An 18470-nucleotide genomic window follows, 5' to 3' on the forward strand; every position below is an offset into this window, starting at 1 on the left:
AGTCAATCGAGCGGGACCACCACGAAGCGCAGATCGCCATTGGCGGCGGCCACCAGCATCAACGCGTTGCGCTGGCCGCCGGCGCGTAGCGAGGACAGGCGCTCGCGCATCTCGGCAGCCGTCGCCACCTCCTCCTGCCCGATCTCCACGATGACGCTGCCGGGTTCGATTCCCTTCTCCCCGGCCGCCGAACGCTCCTCCACTTCGGTCACGACGACACCGGACAGATCGTTCGACAGCCCGTATTCCTCGCGCAGCGCGTCGTTCATGTCCGCGAGGCGAAGGCCCAGCGTCGGCGAGGCCTGCTCCTCTTGCGCCCCGTCTTCCGACGCGGGCTCGCCGCCCTCGGCGGCAGCCATCATCTCCTCGCCATCCTCCAGGCGCCCGAGCGTGATCTCCACCGAAACCTCCTCGGTCTCGGCTTCCAGGCTCGGCTTTCGCAGGAGTTCCAGCGTCACCTGCCGGCCCACCGGCGTCTCGGCCACGATGCGCGGCAGGTCCTGCGAGCTTTCCACGGCGCGCCCGTCGAAGCCGACGATGACATCGCCGATCTCGATCCGCCCGTTGTCGGAAGGGCCGTTCGGCACCACGCCCATCACCAGGGCGCCCCGCGCCTCCGGCAGGCCGAGGCTTTCGGCGATGTCCGGCGTCACCGCCTGAAGGCGGATGCCGAGCCAGCCGCGCCGCGTCTCGCCGAACTCGCGTAGCTGCCCCACCACATTCTGGGCCAGAAGCGCCGGGATCGAGAAGCCGATGCCGATGGAGCCGCCAGTGGGCGAGATGATCGCCGTGTTGATGCCGACCACCCGCCCATACATGTCGAAGAGCGGCCCGCCGGAATTGCCCCGGTTGATGGCCGCGTCGGTCTGGATGAAATTGTCGTAGGGGCCGGCATTGATGTTGCGGCCCCGCGCCGAGACGATGCCCACGCTGACAGAGCCGCCGAGGCCGAACGGGTTGCCGATGGCCATCACCCAGTCACCGATGCGCACATCTTCCGAATTGCCGAAGGAAACGGCCGTCAACGGCACCTCCGGCTCGACCTTCAGGACCGCGATGTCGGTCTTGGGATCGCGGCCGAGGACACTCGCCTCCAGCGCGCGCCCGTCCGCGAAATTCACCGTGATCTCGTCGGCATCGGCGATCACGTGATTGTTGGTGACGACGACACCCGACGCATCGATGACGAAGCCCGAGCCGAGCGACTGCACCTGCCGCGAATTGCGCCCGTCCTCGCGCAGCAGTTCGTCGAAGAAATCCTGAAGGGGCGAGCCGTCCGGGGCGGACAGACGGGGCATGCCCCTGCCCGCCGAGGGCACGTTCTGGGCGGTGGAGATGTTCACCACCGCGTCGAGAAGCCCTTCCGCCAGATCGGCGACCGAGGCCGGCCCCTGCATGCGCGGCTGCGCGGAGGCGGGTGGAACGCCGGGTGCCTGCGGTTCGACCGTCTGGCTCGTCGGCGGCTGCGGCGCGATGGTCTCCCCCTCAGGCGGCGGCGCGATGACGCCTTGCGCGCCGGCGGCCATCGGCGAGAGGAGGGCCGCGGCCAACCCGGCCGAAAGGATCGTCCCACGGTGACGAAGCTTCATTCCCGTTCCTTCCCGTCCTGCGCCGCGCCGGCCCATGCCTTGAGGCAAGCCGACAAAAGCGACCGAATCAAGAGCCGGCCACGCTGCTCCCTGCCGGATGGAAGCACAGGCACGGCCTGGAAAGCGAAAACGCCCGCCTCGGACATTCCGGGCGGGCGTTTGCATGTCGTTCCGGCTCAGTTCGCCGGGGCGGGCTCGGCGTCTGGTGCGCCTTCCGAGCCGGGAACGGTCTCATCGTCCGGCAGCGGGGCCAGGATGCTCGGCGGCTCCTCGCCGGCACTGATGGCGCGGGCCGCTTCCTCGGCGGCGCGGCGCGCCTCCTCGGCGGCCGGCGACAGCGGCGGCATCTCCATGGCGCCCTCCTCCTGCGTGCCTTCTTCCGGCGTGGCCGGGGCGGCGGGGGGAGCGGCCGGCGGGGCGATGGGCGCGCCGCCGCCCTGTTCCGCGCTCAGCGCGATATCCGCGTTGAAGTAGCGGAAGAAGTCGGAACTCGGCGACAGCACCATCGTGGTGCCCGCATTCTCCATCGCGCCGCGATAGGCCTCCATCGAGCGATAGAACTCGAAGAACTCCGGATTGGCCCCGAAGGCGCTGGCGAAGATGGCGTTGCGCTCCGCGTCGCCCTCACCCTGGAGGATCTGCGCGTCGCGCTGGGCGCCGGCCACCGTCTCGGAAACCTCGCGGTCGGCCGCCGCGCGGATCTCGCGCGCCGCAACCTGGCCGTTGGCGCGCAGCCCCTCGGCCTCGGCAAGGCGCTCGGCCCGCATCCGCTCATAGGTCTGCTGCGCCACGTCGTCGGTCAGGTCCGTGCGCCGAATGCGCACGTCGTCGAGCGAGAGGCCCAGATTCTCCGCCTCCGGGCGAATCTGGTCGCGAACCTCGACCATCATCGCCTGGCGCTCGTTGGAGAGCGCGGCCTCGAACGAGCGCTGGCCGTAGACGGCGCGGATGGCCGAATCGAAGCGCGTGCGAAGGCGCTGCTCGGCCAGTTCCAGCGAACCGCCGGCCACCTGCTGGCGGAAGCGGCCCGCATCCTGGATGCGGTAGGCCAGGAACGCGTCGACCTGGTAGAAGAGACCCTCGGCGGTCTGCACGCGCAGGCCCTCGAGGTCCAGCCGCTGGAGGCGGTCGGATAGCTTCTGGACGTTGTCGGCGCGCGCGAAGGTGAAGGGCAGTTTGAAATAGAGGCCAGGATCGTCGATCACCCGCTGGATCTCGCCGAAGCGAAGGACGATGGCCTTCTCGCGCTCGTTGACCACGAACAGCGAGTTGTAGAGCACGAAGACGGCCGCCGCGACGACGGCGATGACGGCATAGAAACGATTGTTCATCGACCGGCCCCCTGCGCGAGCGTCTGGCCGGCCACTGGCCCGGAGGAAAGCGCGGGCGCGGCGCTGCCGCCGCCCTGGTTGCCCGAACCGCCGTTGTTCTGCCGGTTCTGCTGCTGGTTCTGGCGCCGCTGCTCGCCCTGGCGCTCCACCTCGGTGAGCGGGAGATAAGGTACGACTCCCTGCCCGCCGGCCGCCCGCTCGTCCACGATCACCATGTTGGAATCGCCCAGCACAGCCTGCATCGTCTCAAGGTAAAGGCGCTGGCGCGTCACGCCCGGGGCGCGTTCATACTCGGTCAGGATCGAGGTGAAGCGCTGCGATTCACCCGTGGCCTCCTGCACGACGCGGTTCTTGTAGGCGGCCGCGTCCTCGCGGATCTGCACGGCTTCCGAGCGCGCCTGGCCGAGGCGCTGGTTCTGGTACTGCTGCGCCTCGTTCACGAAGCGGGTCTGGTCCTGCCGGGCGCGCTGCACCTCGTCGAAGGCGCTGGCCACTTCCGTGGGCGGCGCTGTGTCCTCGATGGCGATGGCGTTCACCCGCAGGCCGGCCCCGTACGAATCGAGCGTTGCCTGCGTGATGGCACGCACGTCCTCGGCGATGCCCACACGGTCGTTGCGGAAGAGCGCCTCCACGCGCGAACGGCCCACCACCTCGCGCATGGCGCTTTCGGAGACCTGCCGGAGCATCCCCTGCGGGTCATCCACGTTGAAGAGGAAAGCCTGAGGATCGTAGACCTGATAGAGGACGGAGAACTGGACATCGACAAGGTTCTGGTCGCCCGAGAGCATCAGGCCCGTCGAAGCGCCCTGCTGGTTGCGGCCGATGGGGAGCTGATTCTCCACCGCCGGCACGGTCTCCACCGTCTGGACGGGCCAGAAGATGAAGTGAAGCCCCGGCTCCAGAACCTCCTCGCTCGGCTGGCCGAAGAGAAGCTCCACGCCCACCTCGTCCGGCTCCACGATGAAGACGGCGTTGAACAGCCACACGACAGCGATGCCGGCGGCCGCGAGGCCCGCCAGCGCGAGCCCGCCGCCGGTGGACCCGCCACCGCCCCCGCCGGGCATGACGCGGCGAAGCCGGTCCTGGCCGCGACGCAGAATGTCCTCAAGATCGGGCGAGGGACCGCCCGGCCCCGGGCGCGGATTTTGCGGCCGCTGGCCCCATGGGCCTCCCGGATTGCCGCCACCGCCGCTTTTCCAGCCGCCGTTCCCCGTCTGATTGCTCCAGGGCATCTACGTCCTTTCGTCCACCGAAGGCTGCGCCGCCGCGCCGCCCACCACCTCTTCGCTCTGCCGGTCTTATAGGAATTCGGCTCGCGCCTTTCAACGAGATCGCGCCGGCTTGATGCCCTGATGGCGCAAATGGTTAGCGGAGTTCGCGCGCAGGTTCGGACGCGGCGACGCCGATGCGCTCCAATGTCAGGAAGCGCGCGTCGGCGCTGTCCTTCTCTCCACGTTCCATCTTCTCCTCGCCAACCGTGCGCCACAAGGCTTTGTCGAGCTCCGGGAAGAACGCGTCGCCCGGCGGCCGCGCGTCGATCTCGGTCAGCTCCAGCCTGTCCAGCCGGTCGAGGAACGCCGCATAGACCTGTCCGCCGCCTGCGATCACGATTTCGTTCGTGCCCCGTTCCCGCGCCCGTGCGGCGGCGATCTCGACCGCCTCGGCCAGGCTGGCGGCGCGCAGCGCGCCGGCCGGCAGCGCGCCCTCGCCGCGCGTCAGCACGATGGTGTCGCGCCCATCCAGCACGCGCCCTATGGATTCCAGCGTCTTGCGGCCCATGATCATGGGCCGCCCCATCGTCAGGCGCCGATAGCGCTTCAGGTCGCTCGGCAGGCGCCAGGGCATCGCGCCCCCCTGCCCGATGACGCGATTCTTCGCCATGGCGACGATGCCGACGAGGATCGGCTCCCCCATGCTCATACCGCGATCGGCGCCTTGATCGAGCCGTGCGCCTCGTAGCCCTCGATCGCGATATCCTCGAATCGGAAGGCGAACAGGTCGCGGATCTCGGGGTTCAGGGCAAGGCGCGGCAGGGGCAGCGGCTCGCGGGAGAGTTGCAGGCGGGCCTGCTCGAAATGATTGTGGTAGAGATGCGCATCGCCCAGCGTGTGAATGAACTCGCCCGGCTTCAGGGCGCTCACCTGCGCGATCATCGCGGTGAGCAGCGCGTAGGAGGCGATGTTGAAGGGCACGCCGAGGAAGATGTCGGCCGAGCGCTGGTAGAGCTGGCAGGACAGCCGCCCCTCCGCCACGTAGAACTGGAACAGGCAGTGGCAGGGCGGCAGCGCCATCTGGTCCACCAGCGCCGGGTTCCAGGCGGAGACGATGAGCCGGCGCGAGTTCGGATTGGCGCGGATGGCCTTGAGGACATCGGAGATCTGGTCGATCCCCTCTCCGTCCGGCGTCGGCCAGGAGCGCCATTGCGAACCGTAGACGGGGCCCAGATCGCCGTTCTCGTCCGCCCATTCGTCCCAGATGCGCACGCCGTTTGTCTTCAGATACGCGATGTTGGTGTCGCCCTTCAGGAACCAAAGCAGCTCATGCACGATGGAGCGGATGTGGAGCTTCTTCGTCGTCAGCAGCGGGAATCGTTCGGAAAGATCGAAGCGCATCTGGTGGCCGAAGACGGAGCGCGTGCCCGTGCCCGTCCGGTCTCCCCGGTCGGTCCCCGTTTCAAGGACCCGGTCCAGAAGTTCGAGATATTGGCGCATACGCAGACTCCGACCCTACCACGAGCCGGAAGATGCAACACCTGCTTTAAGGACTCGTGACGTGCGGCATGCACATAGATTCCCGAGAACCGGCCGGGAGTCGAATCGACAATATTTACAATTAGTTAATTCGCTCGAATCAACCGGCGCGTCATTTTGGACGGCGGATGAGACACGCTTCTCGAAAGGGCCTTTCAACGCGGAACGCTTGCCCCTATATTCGCCGTGCCGGCCATCCGGTCGGCTATGGCGATAAACGGACGATGCAATAAACCATTCGGACCCGGGGGCGGTACCCGGCGCCTCCACCTGAACCCACCTTTCGCGGTGGTTTGAGGCGGGGGCGAAATAGGATCGACGAGGGTGTAAAGATCGAACTTTCGCTCGGCATGGTACCACCGTTATCGGGCTGTCAAAATAGTTGCCAACGACAACTATGCGGAAGCGCGTCTCGCCGCTTAATGCGGTGCGATAGCTTCAATTCAAGCCCTGGGGGTTCGCACCTCTAGGCGGGGCCCGGAGGCGCCTGGCAACAGAAGCCTCCACCTTATTTTCGCCGCCGCGTGGTCTTCCCTTGGAGCGGCCGGAAGCGCTAGAGCATCTGTTGTGCTTGGGACCTCCGGGCAGGACGATGGGCCTGCGCATCGGGTCTCGTCGAAACGGAATAAAGACCGGGCAGCGGGCCGAGCGGCCAGCGCCCCAAGACGCAGGTTGTCATGAGTCAGGATCTCATCCGCTACGACATTCTGGCCCAGGACGCGCTGCGCGGGGTCATCCGCAAGGTGTTGACCGAAGTGGTCAAGACCGGCCTTCCCGGCGACCATCATTTCTTCATCACCTTCCTCACCTCCGCGCCCGGCGTGCGGATTTCGGCGCGGTTGCGCGAGAAGTACCCGGACCTGATGACGATCGTCATCCAGCACCAGTACTGGGACCTCGCCGTCACCGACAGCGGCTTCGAGATCGGCCTGTCCTTCTCCGACATCCCCGAGCGCCTGCTCATCCCCTTCGCGGCCATTCGCGGCTTCTACGACCCGGCAGTGAACTTCGAGCTGGAGTTCGACGTGCGCGCCGCCGAGGCTGCGAACGAGGAAGGCGCGGCGCCCACGCAGCTCAAGCCCGTGGCGCCCGCGCCGGCTCCCGCCGCGCCCCAGCCCGCTGGCAAGGCGCCCGCCAGCGTGCCCGCCACGAAGACGGGCGAGGCGAAGGCGCAGACGGATACCGGCGACGACGCGCCGGAAGGCGAGGACAAGGCCTCCGCGCAGGTCGTCTCGCTCGACGCCTTCCGCAAGAAGCCGTAGGGCGCCCTCGGCAGGCCCATGGCTGAAATCGTCAACCTTCGCCAGGCCCGCAAGCAGCGCGAGCGCAAGCGCGCCGAGGCGAAGGCGCAGGAAAACCGCGCCGCCTACGGGCTGACCAAGCCTCAGAAGGCCAAGGCCGGATCGGAGCGGGCCAAGCTCCTGGCCACGCTGGAAGGGGCCCGTCTGGACAAGCCCGGGCGCGGCGAAGGCGAGCCGTGATCGTCAAGCGCTCGCTGTCGATCCGGGGCCACCGCACCTCCATCAGCATCGAGGACGAATTCTGGGCTGCGCTCAAGGCCATTGCCGCGCGCGGCCGGCAGCCTCTGGCCACGCTGGTCGCCTCCATCGACGACGGCCGCGCCCCGGACCGCAACCTCTCCTCGGCCATCCGCGTCTTCGTGCTGCGCGATGCGCTTGAGCGCGCCGCGGAAGGCCCGCCCCAAGAGACCGTTTGAGAATTCGGCGGCGAAAAAGCCCCGCAGGCGCGACCCGCCCGAATTCTCGAACGGTCTCTCAGAAGTCGAGGGGCGGGCCGACGCCCGGTAGCCCTTCGTAAGAAGGCGGCGGCGGGCCGGCCGGCCCCGGAGCTTCAGGCTCCTGCAAGAGGGGTTCGGGCAGAGAGACGGCCGGCGCGGCCGGGTCGGCGCTCTGCGCCGCTTCCTCGGCCCTCGCCCGCTCCGCCTCCTCGGCGCGAATACGCTCCTGCTCTTCCTCCGCCGCCGCGCGCTCCGCCTCCTGCCGTGCCGCCTCGGCTTCCTGCTCGAGGCGCAGCCGTTCGGCCTCGGCCCGCTCGCGCTCGGCGGCCAGATGGCGGTAATAGCGCGCCTCACGCCGCAGCCTCAGCGTCTCGCGCAAATCCTCGCGCATCGCCTCCAGCCGTTCCTGCTCGCGGGCATAGGCGCGCAGCGAAAGATAGGAGGTCAGCGGCTCCACGTCGGAGAGAACGAAGGGCGCGCCAAAGGGACCGTCGATCCGGTAGCCGATCGCCGGCGCCGTATCGGGCAGGCGCTCTGCCTCAGGGGGCGTGAAGGCAAGGGCAAGAGTGCCTTCCACACCGAAATCGGCCAGGCGGATCGAGCCGCTGCCGACCAGCCTCTCGTCCCCCGCCTCCAGACTCACCGGCAGAACGCGAAGGGCACCCAGCCCCAAAACGAGATCCGCCTCCACATCCCCCAGGGGATAGGCGGCGCCCTCGTCCGCCTGCCGCAGCAACCCCGCCACGGGCTCGGACTCCAACTCGAAACCCTGCGCATCGACGGCGGCCAGAAGGCCCGGCAGGCGCGAGGGCGCGATGCCGCGCAGCGCCGCTTCGGCCAGGGCCACGCGCCCCTCGCCCGTCAGTGATGAGGCCAGGGCCGCGAAGCTCTGCCCGCTGCCCTCGCCCGCAATCCGGCCGGTGAGGATACCCTCCAGCGGGCCGCCGGCAGGCAGGCGTGCATCTTCCATTGAGAGGTCGAAAGCCAGGCTGCCGAGCCCGCCTGCGTTCCGCATCTCCACGCGCCCGGCCGGCCGCCCGCCGGCAAGGCTCGCGGCGGCATCCAGAAGGCGCAGGCGGTCGGCGCCGCCCTCGACCGTCGCCGTGAAATCGCGCGCCTCGGCCCCGCCGCCCAAATCGAGCCGCCCGGCCTCCAGATCGACCACGAACGCGGTTCGCGGCAGAAGCGAGGAGCCGAAGGGCTGCTCCGGCCAGCCCTCCCCGGCGCCGCCGTCCGGTGGGCCGGCATAGACGACCGTCGCCAGCCAGGGCAGCGACAGGTCGGAGAGGGAAAGGCCGCCGCCCACGGGCCCGCCCGCATCCGCCGCGAGGGCGCCGGCGATCCCCGTCTGCACCACCGTTCCCTCGATCCCCTCCAGCCGCCATCCCTCCCGCGTCCAGCCGAGCCGGGCGGAAAGGTCCAGCGGCACCGCGTCCAGCCCCTGGCCGAAGGCGGTGCCGGAAGCCACGAGCCAGAGCGAGGCGTCCTCGCTGGAGGCGCGAAGGTCGAGATCGGCCGAGGCGAGGCCGGACGCGTCGAACCCCGTGGTGCCGCTCAGCGACGCCTGCGAGCCGGGCGCGCTCAGCGCCAGCTCGGTCCGCGCGGCCGAGATGTCCTCGCCCGAAAGGGAGGCCGTGACCGTGAGCGGAGCCGGCAGGCCGAGGTCGATGCCGGCCAGCCCCAGTTGCGACAGAAGCAGGCCGGGCTCCTCGCTCGAAAGGCTCGCATTCGCCTCGAAACGCCCGCCCTCGCGAAGCGCTGCGAGGCCCTCCCCGGCTTGCGCCGTGAGCGCGAGCTGCGTCTCGCCCGCCTGCCCTTCGAGGCTGACCCGCAACGCGCCGGATTCCGCATCCGGCGGGGCGGAAACGACGCCGGAAACGGCGAGCGCGCCCAGCGGGCGCAGGCGGACGGCCAGCGTATCCATGATGGGGTGGTCGGGAAAGGCGCGCACGAGAAGCCCGGCGGCCTGCGCCGAATCCTCTGCGCCGAGCTCGAACGCGAGGTCGGGCCTCGGCGATGTGGACAGTTCCGCCACCGTGCCGCGCGCGTCCAGTGTCATGCCGGCAAGGCCCTCAACGATCAGGCTGCGCAGGTCGAGGAGGTCGTCGGCGAAGGAGAAGTCCGCCGCCAGCGTGTCCGCCTGGTAGCCGGCGAGGGAAACGGGCCCGGCGTCGATGCGCAGGTCCATCGCCTCCACCGGCTCGATGATCTCCGCGCCGCCCGAGAAGACCCGCGCGAAGGCGAGGAAGGCGTCGAGATCGGCCGCCTCGCCGGCAAGGTCGGCGGAAAGCTGGCGCGCGCCCGGCTCGCCACCGCGCTCCAGCCGGCCCACCAGCCGCTGGCCGCCGACATCGACCTCCAGCGATTCGAACACCTGCTCGCGTTCGCTCAGGCGGACCCGGCCCGAGAAGCCGGCGCGGCTCAGCGCCGCCACGGCCGGCTCGGCCGCCGTGCCCGTCAGCCAGGAGGCAAAGCGCCCAGGCTGGCGCGCGGCCACGAGAAGGTCGCCGGCAAAGCCGAGCGATTCGCGCACCGTCATCAGCCCGGAGGCTTCCACGAGGGTGCGCCCCGGCAGTTCGGCGGAAAGTTCGCGGATCGCCCATCCCCCACCCGTCGGCGAGCCCCGGAAGCGCGTGTTGCGGATCGTGGTGTCGCCCGCCGTCACCACCGGCAGCACCAGCTCGATCTCGCCGGGAATCTCCACCGGCGGGATGGCGGCCAGCGTGCGGCGCACCGCCTCGGCGCGGGCGGGAAAGTCCGGCGCGGCGCCCCCCTCGCCCGGCGTGGCGCCCGGCAGCGCGTCCACATCCACCTGCTCGCCCTGCAAGGAGAGCGTGAAGTGCGGAATGTCGGCGATGTCGAGCGAACCCTCCCCGCTCAGCACATAGGGCCGCTCGCCGCCCCCGATCTCGGCGCGCATGGAGGTGAACTCGGCCCGGCGCGGCGTCAGCGCCAGCGCGCTGGTCAGCCGCACGGGCGGCAGCGTCCCCGCCTCCTCCCCCGGCAGGGGCGAGACCAACTCGAAACCGCCGGAAAAGTCCAGCGCGCCGTCGCCCACGAGCGTCGTGCCGTCGAACATGAAGGACGCGCCGAGCGGCGCGGAGGAAAGGGTCAGCCGCAAGGGCCACTCGCCCTCCGGCGCGATGCGCCCGGAGGCCAGCGAGAAGGTGAAGGGCCGCCCGTCGAGCGAAAGCGCGCCGCCCCCCGCGAAGGGGCCGCTCAGGGTCTGGGCCGAAAGCTGCGCCTCGATGCCCGCAAGCTCGCGCGTGCGCCCCGTCTCCCGGTTCTGCAGGCTGACGCGCCCGTTGGTGATCTCCACATTCTCCAGGATCACGTTGGACCCCGTCGCGCCGGCGAGCGGCGGGCCGGCGGGCCGGCCATCGGCCCCCAGCTTCACGCGCAGATGCGGCGATTCCAGGCGCATCTGGAAGATGCGGATCTCGCCGGAAAGATAGGGCGCCAGCTCCGCATCCATGCGGAAGCGCTCCAGCGTCATTACCGGCTCCGCCCCGTCCGGGCCGACGACCACATCGGTGAAGGTCAGCGAGGGGAACGGCAGGAGCCGCGCCTCCGCCTCGCCCGCCACGCGCACAGGCTGGCCCAGGGCGCGGCTCGCCTCTCGCTCGAAATCCTCGCGAAAGGCCGTCCAGTCGACGAAGAGCGGGACCACGAGCGCGGCGCAGAGGAGGAGAACGACGAGACCGCCGATCGCGATGAAGATCCTCAACCGGCCGCCTCCTTTCCCTTGAGCGTTCGATGGAGGTTAGGCCAGAACCCTTGAGCTTTGTCGAGCCTTCCGGCGACACGAAACGTGGCGGGCGTTCCACTAGTGTTCCTGGCCGAATGGCTTAAATAGGGACGCGATGAGCGACTCTCCGAACAGCCCACCCGCGAAAGGCCTCTCCATCTCGCAGCGCGCCATGGCCGCGCGCGGGCCGGCGGCCGGCGCCGCGCCGGACTATCTGGCGGGGCTGAACCCCGAGCAGCGCCTGGCGGTGGAAACCACCGAGGGGCCGGTGCTGGTGCTGGCCGGCGCGGGCACGGGCAAGACGCGCGTCCTGACGACGCGCATCGCGCATATCCTGGCCACGGGGCGTGCCTATCCCTCTCAGATTCTCGCCGTCACCTTCACCAACAAGGCCGCGCGCGAGATGAAGACGCGCATCGGCCTTCTGGTCGGCGAGGCGGTGGAGGGGATGCCGTGGCTCGGCACCTTCCACTCCATCGGCGTGAAGATCCTGCGGCGCCACGCCGAGCTGGTGGGCCTGAAGTCGAACTTTACCATCCTCGACACCGACGACCAGATCCGCCTCATCAAGCAATTGATCCAGGCCGAGAATCTCGACGACAAGCGCTGGCCGGCCCGCACCTTCGCCAATTTGATGGACGGCTGGAAGAACAAGGGCCTGACGCCGGAGAAGATACCGGAGGGCGATGCGCGGGCCTTCGCCAACGGGCGCGGGCGCGAGCTCTACCGCGCCTATCAGGACCGCCTCGTGCAACTCAACGCCGCCGATTTCGGCGACCTCCTCCTGCACCCCATCCGCATCCTGTCCGAGCACAAGGACATCCTGGCCGACTATCACAGGCGCTTCCGCTACATCCTGGTGGACGAGTACCAGGACACCAACGTCGCGCAATATCTCTGGCTGCGCCTGCTGGCCCAGCGCCCGAAGACCGAGCGCAGCACCCTTCCGGGCGACACGACGCAAGGCCGAACGGCCGTCGCGCCCGATGGCACGCCCCCGCGAAGCGAGCCGCTCGGCGGCGGCGGCGGGAGCGAAGTCAACGTCTGCTGCGTGGGCGACGACGACCAGTCGATCTATGGCTGGCGCGGGGCGGAGGTGGACAACATCCTGCGCTTCGAGAAGGACTTTCCGGGGGCGGCGGTGGTGCGGCTGGAGCGCAACTACCGCTCCACCGCCCATATCCTGGGCGCCGCCGGCCATCTCATCGCGCATAACGAGGACCGGCTCGGCAAGACGCTGTTCACCGAGAAATCCGACCCCGAGGACGAGAAGGTCACCGTTACCGCCGCCTGGGATTCGGAGGAGGAGGCCAGGGCCGTCGGCGAGGAGATCGAGCAGCTCCAGCGAAAAGGCCATCTTCTCAACGATATGGCTATCCTTGTTCGCGCGTCGTTTCAAATGCGCGAGTTCGAGGACCGTTTCGTCACGCTGGGCCTGAACTATCGTGTCATCGGCGGCCCGCGCTTCTACGAGCGGCTCGAGATCCGCGATGCGATGGCCTATCTGCGCTGCATCTGCCAGCCGGCGGACGATCTGGCCTTCGAGCGCATCGTGAACACGCCCAAGCGCGGGCTGGGCGATGCCGCGATCCGGCTTCTGCACGATTTCGCCAGGGCCAGGGGCATTCCGCTGCTGGCCGCCGCCGCCGAGCTGGTGACGACGGACGAACTGAAGCCCAAGCCCCGCGCCGCGCTGGCGGAGGTGGTGGCGAATTTCACCCGCTGGTCCGACCAGCTTTCCACCATGCGCCATACCGATCTTGCCGAGATGGTGCTGGACGAGAGCGGCTATACGGGCATGTGGCAGAACGACCGTTCGGCCGAGGCGCCGGGGCGGCTGGAGAACCTGAAGGAACTCGTCCGCTCCATGGACGAGTATGAGAGCCTGCCCTCCTTCCTGGAGCACGTGGCGCTGGTGATGGACGCGGAACATGCCGAGGAGCTGGACGCCGTGTCCATCATGACGCTGCACTCGGCCAAGGGTCTGGAATTCGAGACGGTGTTCCTGCCCGGCTGGGAGGAAGGCCTCTTCCCGCACCAGCGCTCGCTCGACGAGGGCGGCCGCTCCGGGCTGGAGGAGGAGCGCCGCCTCGCCTATGTCGGCCTCACGCGCGGCAAGAAGCGCGTGAAGCTCTGGTTCGTCTCGAACCGGCGCATTCACGGCCTCTGGCAGTCCACCATCCCCTCGCGCTTCCTGGACGAGCTGCCCGAGGAGCATGTCGATGTGATCGAAGCCTCCTCATCCTACGGCGGCTATGGCGCGCGCGGCTTCGGCGACTATGGCGCCAGCCGCTGGGACCAGAACGCCTTCTCCGCCTCCTCCTACCAGACGCCGGGCTGGCGCAGGGCGCAGGCCGCCTCCGGCGGCGCGCACGCCAGCCACAAGGACCGCACGGTCTCCTACGACGAGAACGGCGCGACGGGGCAGAACCTTCGCGCCCGCCGCCCGGACGCCGCTTCGCGGGCCGACCGCTACATCGCGCGGGACGGGGGAGCGGCAGGCGCCGAAAGGGAGCCCACCGCCTTCGACCGCTCGGGCTTTGCCGGCCGGCTGACGGAGCCCTTCTCCGCCAGCCACGGGCGCGGCCGCAACGAGCCGCCGCGCAAGGGGGCCGGGCTCTATTCCTCGGCGCGAAACGGCGGCCCGCGCGAAATCTCCGGCGAGCTTGTGGCCAAGTCCGTGGCGGTGGAGGAAAGTCGCTTCGGCGTGGGCGACCGGGTGTTCCACCTGAAATTCGGCAATGGCACGGTGGCGGTGGTGGAAGGCAACAAGCTCACCGTCGATTTCGACAAGGCGGGCCAGAAGCGGGTGCTGGACGGCTTCGTCGACGCGATTTGAGCGCGTCGGCTAGAGGATGCCGGTCGCCAGGAACCTGTCTTCCGCCGCATAGTCGAACAGCTCGTAGGGATAGCTGGCGAGAACGGGAAAGCGCTTCCGCCAGTTTTCGCCGCCCTCCTCCATGAGCCAGTCGCACACAGCGTGAACCGACTCGCGGTAGCCCATGGCCGGCCGGTATCCGACGGCTTGCGCTGCCTCGGTGCTGAGCGTGAACGGAGCCGGAACCGACCACGGGCTCCGCCCGACCCCGGATTGCGTGGTCTGCGGCGGCCCGTCGAAGAGGCGGATTTCGCCCTCATATCCCAGACGGCTCGCAATCGCCGCGCCGATCTCGGCCACCGTCAGAGCCTCGGGATCGGCCGCGTTGAGGATATGCGAGCCGCCCCTATCGAGCGCGGCCCGAACCAGCGCGGCGATGTTGGCGACAGCCGTGGTGTGGAAGCGGCTGCGGCCGCCGTGGCCGAGCGGAATGGAGGAGCGGCGATCCAGCATCCGTTTCACGAACCACCATTCGCGCGGATGGGCCGAGTACGGCCCGTGAACGGCGCCGGGCCGGACGATCGTAAGCGGCCCGCCCGCATGGTCCAGGAGCCGCCGTTCCACCGCGACCTTTCGTGTCGAATAGGTCTGCGGCCCCGGCTCTACGGTGCTTTGCGTTTCGAGGAGCGGCGCGGGAAAATCCGGAAAACCCTTCCGCGCCGCCTCGTCCAGCGTGCGCCCGGCATCGTCGCGGTAGACGCTGCACGACGAGATGACGACGAGCGCGCCGGCATCGCCCTCGACCTCGAGGAGCTGGTCGGCATGGGACGGCGTGAAGGCGACCGTGTCGATGACGGCATCAGCCCCGCCGGCCAGCGCCCTGGCGAGCGCGCCCGGCTCATCCCGGTCCAGCATGACGAGAGCAGCACCGCGCCGTACGAGTTCTTCCGGCCGTGCCCTGCCCCCGCGAGAGGAGAGAGTGACGCGCCATCCGTGATCCAGCAGCTCGGCGGCCAGGGCCCGGCCGATCTGTCCGGTTCCGCCGATGATGAACGCATGACGGGTCATCGCCCCTCCTCAAGCCTTGATGGCGCCCGCCGGCTCAATATTGAGGCAGGGAGTTGCTGGGGCGCGTGCCCTGCTCGCGCCAGGGGTCGTCGGGCGTGATGGGCTTGTTGATCTGGGCGCAGCCGGCAAGGCCAAGCGTCAGTGCGAGGAGGGCGGCGGCGGTTTTCATGACGATGTTCCTGTTGGCCGGCATTGGATCAGGCGCGCTCGCGGCTTTCCGATGGCGCGGGGGATGGAAGGCGGATGCGCCCTTCCATGTAGAGGACGCCGCGCCCGGCGACGATGACGCTCTCTTCCTCCACGCGGCAGAAGATTTCGCCGCCACGCGCCGAAAGCTGGCGTGCGATGAACTCGGCCTTGCCGAGCTTCTCCATCCACAGCGGCGCGAGAGAGCAATGCGCCGAGCCCGTGACCGGGTCCTCGTCGATGCCGAACCGGGGGGCGAAATAGCGCGACACGAAATCGACGCTTCCCTCGCCCTTCGCCGTCACCAGAACGCTGCGCCACGACAGGCGCTTGATCGCGCCGAGATCCGGAGCGAGGTCGCGCACATGGGCCTCGCTCGGCAGCACCACCATCAGCACGTCGTCGCCCGGAACCGGCACCGCCCAGTATTCGGTCGGCTCGACGCCGAGAGCGGCGGCCACGGTCGCATCCGGCGCGACCGGGTGGAAAAGGCGGCGCGGCAGGCGCATCTCGTAGAACGGCCCGTCGCGTCGAACGATGAGATCGCCGGAATATTTCGTGGCGAAGGTGAGCGTCGCGGCATTCACTCCCAGGCATTCGGTCAGCACCAGGGCAGTGGCCAGTGTCGCATGGCCGCACAGGGGCACCTCGGCGGCGGGCGTGAACCAGCGCAGCTCCCACCGCGCCTGCCCCGCCGGCACGAGAAACGCGGTTTCGGACAGGTTGTTCTCCAGCGCGATGGCCCGCATCGCCTCGTCCGGCAACCAGGCTTCCAGCGGCACCACGGCGGCGGGATTGCCGCCGAAGAGCGTGGAGGTGAAAGCGTCGGCCTGGTAGATCGGCACGGTCGTCATGGGGATGCCTTTTCGGCTTGCGGTGTGAGGAAGGCAGAGATGCGCCCTTCCCACCTGTCGAGAAAGTCTTCGGCGCCCAGAGCCTGCATGTCCGGTATGGCCTCGAACAGTGCCTCGCGCGGCCAGTCCCACCAGCAGAGCGCCTCCAGCCGCGCGGCCACCGCCGGCGTGAACCGGGGCCGCAGCGCCCGCGCGGGCACGCCGGCGGCGATCGTATAGGCCGGCACGTCCTTCGTTACCACCGCGCCGGCGCCGACCACCGCCCCGTTGCCCACCGTGACGCCGGGCATGATGACCGCGCCATGGCCGATCCACACATCGTGGCCGATCGTCACGCGCGCCGCCCGCCGCCGCTCCCGCACCGCGCCGTCGACGCCCAGGAAGCGGAAATACTCGTTCGGCCGGTAGCTGATCTTGTGGGTGCTCACGCGCTCCATCGGGTGGTCGAGCGCGTTGATCCGCACATTGGCCGCGATGGAGCAGAACTTGCCGATCGTTGCGTAGGCGGCCTCCCCGCCCCGCTCGAAATAGGAATAGTCGCCGATCTCGCACTCGCGCAGCGCCACGGCGCGGCCGATCTGGCAGAAGCGGCCGAGCCGCGTCTCCTTGCATTCGGCGCTCGGATGGACGCGCGGCTCGTCCTCGCGCCAGCGCAGATCCTCGCCCGCCGGCGTCCTGTAGTCGCGTTCGTTCAACAGATTGATACCTTGCCCATCCTTTGCCCCGCCGCTTCGATATTGTATCGGCTTGGGCGAACAGGAGAAGCCTCGAATGTCAGATACCGGCACCCCCAGCCCGCGCGGGCGCCTGCCGCTCGTGCGGATCGGCCTCTGGACGCTGGTCGCCGTTGCGGCCCTCGTGCTCGTCTTCGTCTGGGCGCTCGGCTTCAACCGGACCAGCGGCTACGAGAGCACGGCGACCGAGCCCTACGGCACGCCCTTCTCACTGGTGGACCAGAACGGCGAGCCCGTGACCGAGGCATCGCTGCGCGGCGAGCCGACGGCGATCTTCTTCGGCTTCACGCACTGCCCGGACGTGTGTCCCACCACGCTCTACGAGCTGGCCGGCCACAAGCAGGCGCTGGACGAGCGCGGCGAGGCGCTGCGCGTCGTCTTCGTCACCGTCGACCCGGAGCGCGACACGCCCGATATCCTCGCCCAGTATGTCGGCTCGCTGGGCGTGGATGTCACCGCCCTCACGGGCGAGCCGCAGGCCGTGCGCCAGATGCTGGACGGCTGGGGCATCCATTACAGCCGAGTCGGCGAGGGCGAGAGCTACACGATGGACCACACCGCCTCGGTGATCCTGCTCGGCTCGGCCGGCCAGTTCGTCGGCACCATCGCCTATGGCGAGAACCCGGATACGGCGCGCGAGAAGCTGCAACGCCTTGCCACGCTCTAGAGCCATTCCAGCGAAAGTGGGAACCAGTTTTGCGTCCGGAATGGCGTAAAAACAAAGAGATAGAGCATTGGAGGTGATCTCGTTGTCACCGGAAATGCTCTAGAGCCCGCAAAGGACGAGACGCTTGCCCCAAACCCGCTACCATGCCCGCGCGCCCAAGGCGGAGGCGTTCGCGCTCTACGAGAAGCTCGACGCCCTGTTCGGCGGGGAGGGCGTGCCGCTCGCCATCGTGGAAATCGACGAGGCGAGCGGCGAGCAGGAAGTCTCCGCCTATTTCGAGGATGCGGGGGCCTTCGGCGACGAAGCGATCCGGCGCGCCTTCGAGGGCCATGCGGCGGAGGTGGAGACGCTGCCGGATATCGACTGGATGCAGAGCGTTCTGGCGGGGCTGAAGCCCGTGCGCGCGGGACGCTTCCTCGTGCACGGCGCGCATGACCGCGACAAGGTGCGCGCGGGCGACCTCTCCATCGAGATCGAGGCCGGCCAGGCCTTCGGCACCGGCCATCACGGCACGACGGCGGGCTGCCTGACGCTCATCGGGGATATCGTCCGCCGCCGCCGGCCGGCCAATGCGCTGGACCTTGGAACGGGCAGCGCGGTGCTGGCCATCGGCATCGCCAAGCTGGCGCGCGTGCCGGTGCTGGCGACGGATATCGACCCGGTGGCCGTCAGGGTGGCGCGGGAGAACGTGCGCGCCAACGGCGTTCACGCGCTGGTGGAAACCGCCGTCTCCACCGGCTTTCACTCAGGCGTCTTCGCCGGCACGCCGCGTTTCGAGCTGATCGTGGCCAACATCCTGGCCGGCCCGCTGATGGCGCTGGCGCCGCGGATGGCGGCGCATCTGGCGCCTGGTGGCGATCTCGTCCTGTCTGGAATCCTCGCCCGCCAGCGGCGCGGCGTGCTGGCGGCCTATCGCGCGCAAGGGCTCGTCCATCGCCGCACGCTGACGCGCGGCGAATGGGTCACGCTGCATCTCACCCGCTAGGG

General features: G+C 69.2%; 16 protein-coding genes and 1 other RNA gene. 7 read left to right on the top strand and 10 right to left on the bottom strand.

What is annotated here, in order from left to right:
- Positions 1-2 precede the first annotated feature (2 nt).
- The 5 genes from J7654_RS16515 to J7654_RS16535 form a co-directional block, all read right to left on the bottom strand.
- Positions 3-1589 (bottom strand): Do family serine endopeptidase, encoded by a 1587-nt coding sequence (locus J7654_RS16515; RefSeq protein WP_209736946.1) that lies wholly within the window; start codon positions 1587-1589, stop codon positions 3-5.
- A gap of 176 nt (positions 1590-1765) precedes the next feature.
- Positions 1766-2920 (bottom strand): protease modulator HflC, encoded by a 1155-nt coding sequence (gene hflC / locus J7654_RS16520; protein WP_209736947.1) that lies wholly within the window; start codon positions 2918-2920, stop codon positions 1766-1768.
- Positions 2917-4152 (bottom strand): FtsH protease activity modulator HflK, encoded by a 1236-nt coding sequence (gene hflK, locus J7654_RS16525; protein WP_209736948.1) that lies wholly within the window; start codon positions 4150-4152, stop codon positions 2917-2919. The genes hflC and hflK overlap by 4 nt, the downstream gene beginning before the upstream one ends.
- Positions 4153-4285: 133 nt before the next feature.
- Positions 4286-4840: a dihydrofolate reductase gene (locus J7654_RS16530; RefSeq protein ID WP_209736949.1), complete on the bottom strand. Its 555-nt coding sequence runs from the start codon at positions 4838-4840 to the stop codon at positions 4286-4288.
- On the bottom strand, positions 4837-5631 hold the full coding sequence (locus J7654_RS16535) for a thymidylate synthase (RefSeq protein ID WP_209736950.1): 795 nt from the start codon (positions 5629-5631) through the stop codon (positions 4837-4839). Before J7654_RS16535 ends, J7654_RS16530 begins: the two co-directional genes overlap by 4 nt.
- Before the next feature lie 188 nt (positions 5632-5819).
- On the opposite strand from J7654_RS16535, the gene ssrA reads away from it, so the two are divergent.
- The 4 genes from ssrA to J7654_RS16555 all read left to right on the top strand — a co-directional run bounded on the left by ssrA (position 5820) and on the right by J7654_RS16555 (position 7387).
- Positions 5820-6178: a transfer-messenger RNA gene (gene ssrA, locus J7654_RS16540) on the top strand.
- 169 nt (positions 6179-6347) lie between these two features.
- Positions 6348-6932 carry an SspB family protein gene (locus tag J7654_RS16545; RefSeq protein WP_209736951.1) on the top strand — a complete coding sequence of 195 codons (585 nt, stop codon included), beginning with the start codon at positions 6348-6350 and terminating at the stop codon, positions 6930-6932.
- An 18-nt stretch (positions 6933-6950) separates the two neighbouring features.
- The gene (locus J7654_RS16550) at positions 6951-7151 is read left to right on the top strand and encodes a DUF4169 family protein (protein WP_209736952.1); all 201 of its coding nucleotides are present in this window, start codon (positions 6951-6953) and stop codon (positions 7149-7151) included.
- Entirely contained in the window at positions 7148-7387 is a 240-nt protein-coding gene (locus J7654_RS16555) for a ribbon-helix-helix domain-containing protein (RefSeq protein WP_209736953.1), read from the top strand. Before J7654_RS16550 ends, J7654_RS16555 begins: the two co-directional genes overlap by 4 nt.
- Positions 7388-7445: 58 nt before the next feature.
- Here the strand turns inward: J7654_RS16555 and J7654_RS16560 are convergent, their stop codons facing one another.
- Positions 7446-11135 (bottom strand): AsmA family protein, encoded by a 3690-nt coding sequence (locus J7654_RS16560; protein WP_209736954.1) that lies wholly within the window; start codon positions 11133-11135, stop codon positions 7446-7448.
- A gap of 136 nt (positions 11136-11271) precedes the next feature.
- On the opposite strand from J7654_RS16560, the gene J7654_RS16565 reads away from it, so the two are divergent.
- The gene (locus J7654_RS16565; RefSeq protein WP_209736955.1) at positions 11272-13995 is read left to right on the top strand and encodes an ATP-dependent helicase; all 2724 of its coding nucleotides are present in this window, start codon (positions 11272-11274) and stop codon (positions 13993-13995) included.
- Positions 13996-14004: 9 nt separating this feature from the next.
- Here J7654_RS16565 and J7654_RS16570 read toward each other — a convergent pair whose 3' ends face one another.
- The 4 genes from J7654_RS16570 to J7654_RS16580 are packed head-to-tail and all read right to left on the bottom strand — an operon-like array spanning position 14005 to position 16777.
- Entirely contained in the window at positions 14005-15042 is a 1038-nt protein-coding gene (locus J7654_RS16570) for an NAD-dependent epimerase/dehydratase family protein (protein WP_209736956.1), read from the bottom strand.
- 34 nt (positions 15043-15076) lie between these two features.
- A complete protein-coding gene (locus J7654_RS18425; protein WP_280842342.1) occupies positions 15077-15211 on the bottom strand; it encodes a hypothetical protein in 135 nt (44 codons plus the stop codon).
- Between the two features lie 28 nt (positions 15212-15239).
- On the bottom strand, positions 15240-16082 hold the full coding sequence (locus tag J7654_RS16575; protein ID WP_209736957.1) for a PhzF family phenazine biosynthesis protein: 843 nt from the start codon (positions 16080-16082) through the stop codon (positions 15240-15242).
- Positions 16079-16777, bottom strand: coding sequence for a DapH/DapD/GlmU-related protein (locus J7654_RS16580; protein WP_245195541.1), 699 nt, complete (start codon positions 16775-16777; stop codon positions 16079-16081). The genes J7654_RS16575 and J7654_RS16580 overlap by 4 nt, the downstream gene beginning before the upstream one ends.
- Positions 16778-16853: 76 nt before the next feature.
- Between J7654_RS16580 and J7654_RS16585 the strand changes: the two genes are divergently transcribed.
- The gene (locus J7654_RS16585; protein ID WP_280842343.1) at positions 16854-17483 is read left to right on the top strand and encodes an SCO family protein; all 630 of its coding nucleotides are present in this window, start codon (positions 16854-16856) and stop codon (positions 17481-17483) included.
- A gap of 124 nt (positions 17484-17607) precedes the next feature.
- Positions 17608-18468, top strand: coding sequence for a 50S ribosomal protein L11 methyltransferase (locus tag J7654_RS16590; RefSeq protein WP_209736958.1), 861 nt, complete (start codon positions 17608-17610; stop codon positions 18466-18468).
- Positions 18469-18470: the final 2 nt, after the last annotated feature.

The sequence above is a fragment of the Aureimonas populi genome (assembly GCF_017815515.1).
Classification (GTDB): Bacteria; Pseudomonadota; Alphaproteobacteria; order Rhizobiales; family Rhizobiaceae; genus Aureimonas; species Aureimonas populi.